5 protein-coding genes are annotated in these 5,151 nt (G+C 68.1%); all 5 read right to left on the reverse strand.

The genetic code is table 11. From position 1 onward, the window contains the following. On the reverse strand, positions 1-984 hold a 984-nt coding region (gene rocD, locus VEG08_15870; protein HXZ29473.1), incomplete at its 3' end, for an ornithine--oxo-acid transaminase. A 15-nt stretch (positions 985-999) separates the two neighbouring features. Beyond that, positions 1,000-1,974, reverse strand: coding sequence for an aspartate carbamoyltransferase (gene pyrB / locus VEG08_15875; GenBank protein ID HXZ29474.1), 975 nt, complete (start codon positions 1,972-1,974; stop codon positions 1,000-1,002). Positions 1,975-1,977: 3 nt separating this feature from the next. After that, positions 1,978-2,967, reverse strand: a complete 990-nt coding sequence (gene arcC / locus VEG08_15880; GenBank protein HXZ29475.1) for a carbamate kinase — start codon at positions 2,965-2,967, stop codon at positions 1,978-1,980. Positions 2,968-2,978: 11 nt separating this feature from the next. Then, positions 2,979-3,959: an ornithine carbamoyltransferase gene (gene argF / locus VEG08_15885; protein HXZ29476.1), complete on the reverse strand. Its 981-nt coding sequence runs from the start codon at positions 3,957-3,959 to the stop codon at positions 2,979-2,981. 7 nt (positions 3,960-3,966) lie between these two features. Then, the coding region (locus VEG08_15890; protein HXZ29477.1) for a GTPase at positions 3,967-5,151 on the reverse strand (1,185 nt) is incomplete at its 5' end.

Consider the following 5,151-nt stretch of genomic DNA (forward strand, 5'->3'; position numbering starts at 1 on the left):
CCGTTCCATGAAGTACTCGCCCAGTTCGGCCGAGCGCTCCACCAGCTTTTCCTCGACCAGCACGCGCAGCGCGGTGCGGGCCACGGCGCAGGCCAGGGGATTGCCGCCGAAGGTGGAGCCGTGGTCGCCGGGCTGGAAGACCCCGAGGATCTCCTTGGAGGCCAAGACCGCGGAGATGGGGTAGAAGCCCCCGCCCAGCGCCTTGCCCACGATGAGCACGTCGGGAGTGATGCCCTCGTGCAGGTAAGCGAAGAGCTTGCCCGTGCGCCCCAGGCCGGACTGGATCTCGTCCAGCACCAGCAGCACGCGGTTGGCGCGGCAGATCTCCGCCGCCTGCTTGAGGAATCCCTTGGGTGGCAGGATCACGCCGGCTTCGCCCTGGATGGGTTCCACCAGGAAGGCGCAGGTGTGCGGGGTGATGGCCTCGCGCAGGGCGCGCGCGTCCCCGAAGGGGATGACCTTGAAGCCCGGGGTGAAGGGTCCGAAGCCGCGCCGGTACTGCTCCTCGGTGGAGAAGCTGACCACAGTGACCGTGCGGCCATGGAAATTATTGGCGCACACGATGATCTCGGCCTGGCTGTCGGGGATGCCCTTCATCATGTAGCCCCAGCGGCGCGCCGTCTTGACCGCGGTCTCCACCGCCTCCGCGCCCGAGTTCATGGGCAGGGCCTTGTCGAAGCCGGTGAGCTCGTGCAGTTCGCGGTAGAGCAGCGGCAACTGGTCGTTGCGGAAGGCGCGCGAGGTCAGCGTGAGCTTGCTGGCCTGCTCCACCAGGGTCTTCAGGATGCGGGGATGGCAGTGCCCCTGGTTGAGCGCCGAGTAGGAGGCCAGGCAGTCCAGGTAACGCTTGCCCTCGACGTCGTACACCCACACGCCCTCGCCGCGCTCGATGACCACGTCGAGGGGGCGGTAATTATGAGCACCGTACTCGTCTTCTAGCCGGATGTAGTCGGCGGTGTGGAGATGTTCTTCGGTGAGCGGCATGATCGGAACCTTTCTTCAGTCTTTGTCCAAGAGCATGGTCAAGAGCGCCATGCGCACGTAGAGCCCGTTGGTGGCCTGTCGGAAATAAAGTGCTCGGGGATCATCATCGACCGTCTTGTCCAGCTCGACGGTGCGCGGCAACGGGTGCAGGATCATGGCGCTGGCCTTCATCTTCTGCAGCACGCTGGAATCGATGGCGTAGCGGCGGAGGATGGGCGCGTCGGCCACGCGCTCCGGCCGGATGCGGGTCTGGTAGATCACGTCCACCTCGCCCACCACCCGGCCGATCTCCGATTCCAACTCGTAGCGCACGCCGTGGCGGTCGAGGTATTGCAGGATATCGGGCTTCATCTGCAGCTCCGGCGGGCTGACGAAGAAGATCTTCACCCGCTCGAACTTGGCCAGCAGGTAGGCGAGGGAGCGTGCGGTGCGCCCCTTGTCCAGTTCGCCGATGAAGGCCACGCTCAGCCCGTCCAGCGGGCGCTCGCGATAGATGGTGTACAGGTCGAGGAGGGCTTGGGTGGGATGCTGGCCGCCCTCGCCGTCGCCGGCGTTGATCACCGGCACGGGCGAGACCTGGGCGGCGCGCTGCGCTCCGCCTTCCTCGTGGTGGCGGATCACGATCACGTCGGAGTAGCTGCCGATGATGCGGATAGAGTCCTCCACCCGCTCGCCTTCGATCTCCGACGAAAATGTGCGGGCATGCTCGGTGGAGAGCACGCGCCCGCCCAGCCGGTGCATGGCCGCCTCGAAGGAGAAGCGGGTGCGCGTGGAGGGCTGATAGAAGAGGCTGGCCAGGATCTTGTTGTGGTAGTCGAGCGAGCCGCCGCGGGCGACGACCTTCTCCATGCCGCGGGAGCGGTCGAACAACTCCATCAGCAGAGGCAGCGTGAATTGCTGCGACTCGACCACGTGGCGCAGCCGCCGGCCATTGGCTTCCGGCTCCGTGCTGCGGTCGGCGACGAGATTGGAAGCGATGCCGGTGCGCATGAATCACCTTCCACCCACCGGCGTGGCGGCTTGATCCCGCTCCACGCCGGCGCTGAGAGTCTGCTCCCCGGGGACGATATGGGTGCCGGCCCGTCCCGCCACGGCCTCGGCCAAGTGTTCGTACGAGGTGATGACCACTTCCTTGCCACCATGCCGCAGGAAGCGCAGCGCCGACCCCACCTTGGGTCCCATGTTGCCGGGAGGGAAGTGGCCCTCGGCCAGGTAGGCCTCCATCTCGCCGGCGGTGGCGAGCCGGATGGACCGCTGCTCGGGCCGCTTGTAGTCCAGGTAGACGAAGTCGGTGTCGGTGGAGATAGCGAACAGGTCGACACCCAGTTCGTAAGCCAGCAGGGCGGAAGCGCGGTCCTTGTCGATCACTGCCTCCACGCCTTGGAGGCCGCCGTTCGCGCGCATGACGGGGATGCCGCCGCCGCCCGCTGCAATCACCAGCACCCCGTCGTGGACCAGGTCGCGGATCACCTCCAGCTCCACCACATCCACCGGCTCAGGCGACGGCACCACCCGGCGATAGCCGCGCGCGGCGTCTTCCACGATCTGCCAGCCCAGCAGGCGCCGGCGCTCTTCCGCGTCGGCGCGCGAATAGAAGGGCCCGATGGGCTTGGTGGGATGCCGCATGGCGGGATCGTCGGGCGAGACCACCACCTGGGTGAGCACCGTCACCACCGGCACCCGCAGGCCGGCGTGCGCCAATTCGTTGTTCAGCGACTGCTGCAGCAGGTACCCGATCTCTCCCTGGGTCGCGGCGTCGCAGACGTCGAGGGAGTGTCCCGGGACCTGGTCGGAGGCACGCTCGGAGCGCAGCAGGGCCGCACCCACCTGGGGACCGTTGCCGTGGGTGATGACCAGCCGGTAGCCCTGGCGGATCAAGTCCAGGATGGCGGCCGCGGTGCGCCGCGTGTTCTCCCGCTGCTCGGCGACCGTCCCTTTCTCGCCGGCGCGGATGAGGGAGTTCCCTCCGACGGCGAGGAGCATCGTCTTCACGGCTATCCTGCCTTCTTCAGTCCCGCTGCCGGCCCCACCTCTTCCAGAAGCACCGCCCGGTCCGCCATGAGCTCCAGCAGCACCGCTTTCTGCGCGTGCAGCCGGTTCTCGGCCTGCTGGAAGACCAGCGAGCGCGGCCCGTCGATGACCTCCGCCGTGACCTCCTCGCCGCGATGGGCGGGTAGGCAGTGCAGGAAGATGGCGTCCGGCTTGGCGAGTCCGAAGAGCCGGGCGTTGACCTGGTAAGGCCGGAAGATGGGCCACCGCTTCTCCGCCTCCGCTTCCTGGCCCATGCTGGTCCAGACGTCGGTGTAGAGGACGTCGGCGTCCGCGGCCGCCCCCGCAGGATCGTGAGTGAGGGTGCAGGAGCCTCCGGTCTGCGCGGCGCGCGCCCGCGCCCAGGCCACCGCGTCGGCCTTGGGCTCATAGCCGGGCGGGGTGGCCACCCGCACGTGCGCTCCCACTTGCGCTCCGGCGAACATCAGGGAGTGCGCTACGTTGTTGCCGTCGCCGAGGAAGGCCAGCTTCAGGCCGGCCAGCCTGCCCTTGGCTTCCCACATGGTCAGGAAGTCAGCCAGGGCCTGGCAGGGATGGCTGTAGTCGGTGAGGCCGTTGATGACCGGGATGCCGGCGTGCTCCGCCATCTGCTCCACGGTCGTGTGGGCGAAGGTGCGGATCATGATGCCCTGGACCATGCGCTCCAGGTTCTTGGCCACGTCGTAGACGGACTCGCGCTTTCCCAGATTGATCTCCGCCGGGGAAAGGTAGAGGGGGTGGCCACCCAACTGGTAGATGGCCACGTCGAAGGTGACGCGCGTGCGCAGCGAGGGCTTCTCGAAGATCAGGGCCAGGGTCTTGCCCGCTAGCGTCGCCGCGCAGGAGGCGGGATGCGCCTTCACCCGCCGCGCCAGCTCCAGCAGGTGATGCACCTGCGCCGGCGAGAAGTCCCGCAGGCTCAGCAGGTCTTTCGGCCTGGTTTCCATCCTAACCTCACACCGCCACGGCGCTGGGGCGGCGGCAGCGGGCGGTGAACTCCGACAGCAGCTCCGCCAGCGTGGGCCGGCTCAACTCCTGGATCTCGTAGTGCACGCGCACCATGGGCTTGTCCACCTTGAGCAGGCGCCCCAGATTGACGGGCGTGGCCACCACCACTACGTCGCAGGGGACTTGGGCGATGGTCTGCTCCAGCTCGTGCCGCTGGGCGTCGCTATAACCCATGGCCGGCAGCAGGTTGGTGAGGTGCGGGTACTTCTCGAAGGTGGCGCGGATGGAGCCCACGGCATAGGGCCGCGGGTCCATCAGTTCGGCGGCGCCGTGCTTGTTGGCCGCCACCACGCCGGCTCCGTAGGGCATCTCGCCGTGGGTGAGGGTGGGGCCGTCCTCCACCACCAGCACGCGCTTGCCGGTGATCAGGCTGGGGGTGTTGACCGAGACCTCGCAGGCGGCTTCCATCACCTGGGCGTGCGGGTTGTTCCGCTTCACGTTCTGGCGAACGGTTTCGATGGCGTCGGCCGCCGAGGTGTCCACCTTGTTGAGGATGACCACGTCGGCGCGCCGCAGATTGACCTCGCCGGGATAGTAGAGAAGCTCGTGGCCGGCGCGGTGCGGGTCGGCCACCACCAGCTCCAGGTCGGAACGGTAGAAGGGGGTGTCGTTGTTGCCGCCGTCCCACAGGATGACGTCGGCCTCCTGCTCCGCCTGCCGCAGGATGCGCTCGTAGTCCACCCCGGCGTACACCACCGTGCCCTGCTGCAGGTGAGGCTCGTACTCCTCGCACTCCTCGATGGTGCAGTGCTGGCGCTCCAGGTCGGCCAGGGTGGCGAAGCGCTGCACCGCCTGCGCCGCCAGGTCGCCGTAGGGCATGGGATGGCGCACCACCACCGGCTTCCAGCCCAGGCGCTTGAGCTCGCCCGCCACCCGCCGCGACACCGGGCTCTTGCCGCATCCGGTGCGCACCGCGCACACCGAGATCACGGGCACGTGCGCCTGCAGCTGGGTGCGCTGGGCGCCCAGCAGCCAGAAGTCCGCGCCCGCCGCCACCGCCCGCGAAGCCAGGTGCATCAGGTTGACGTGGGAGATGTCGCTGTAGGAGAAGACCGCGACCTCCACCCCGCGCTCCCGGATGACCTTCTCCAGGTCGCGCTCCTCCACGATGGGGATGCCGTTGGGATAGAG

It is taken from the genome of Terriglobales bacterium (assembly GCA_035624475.1).
Lineage (GTDB): Bacteria > Acidobacteriota > Terriglobia > Terriglobales > Acidobacteriaceae > DASPRL01.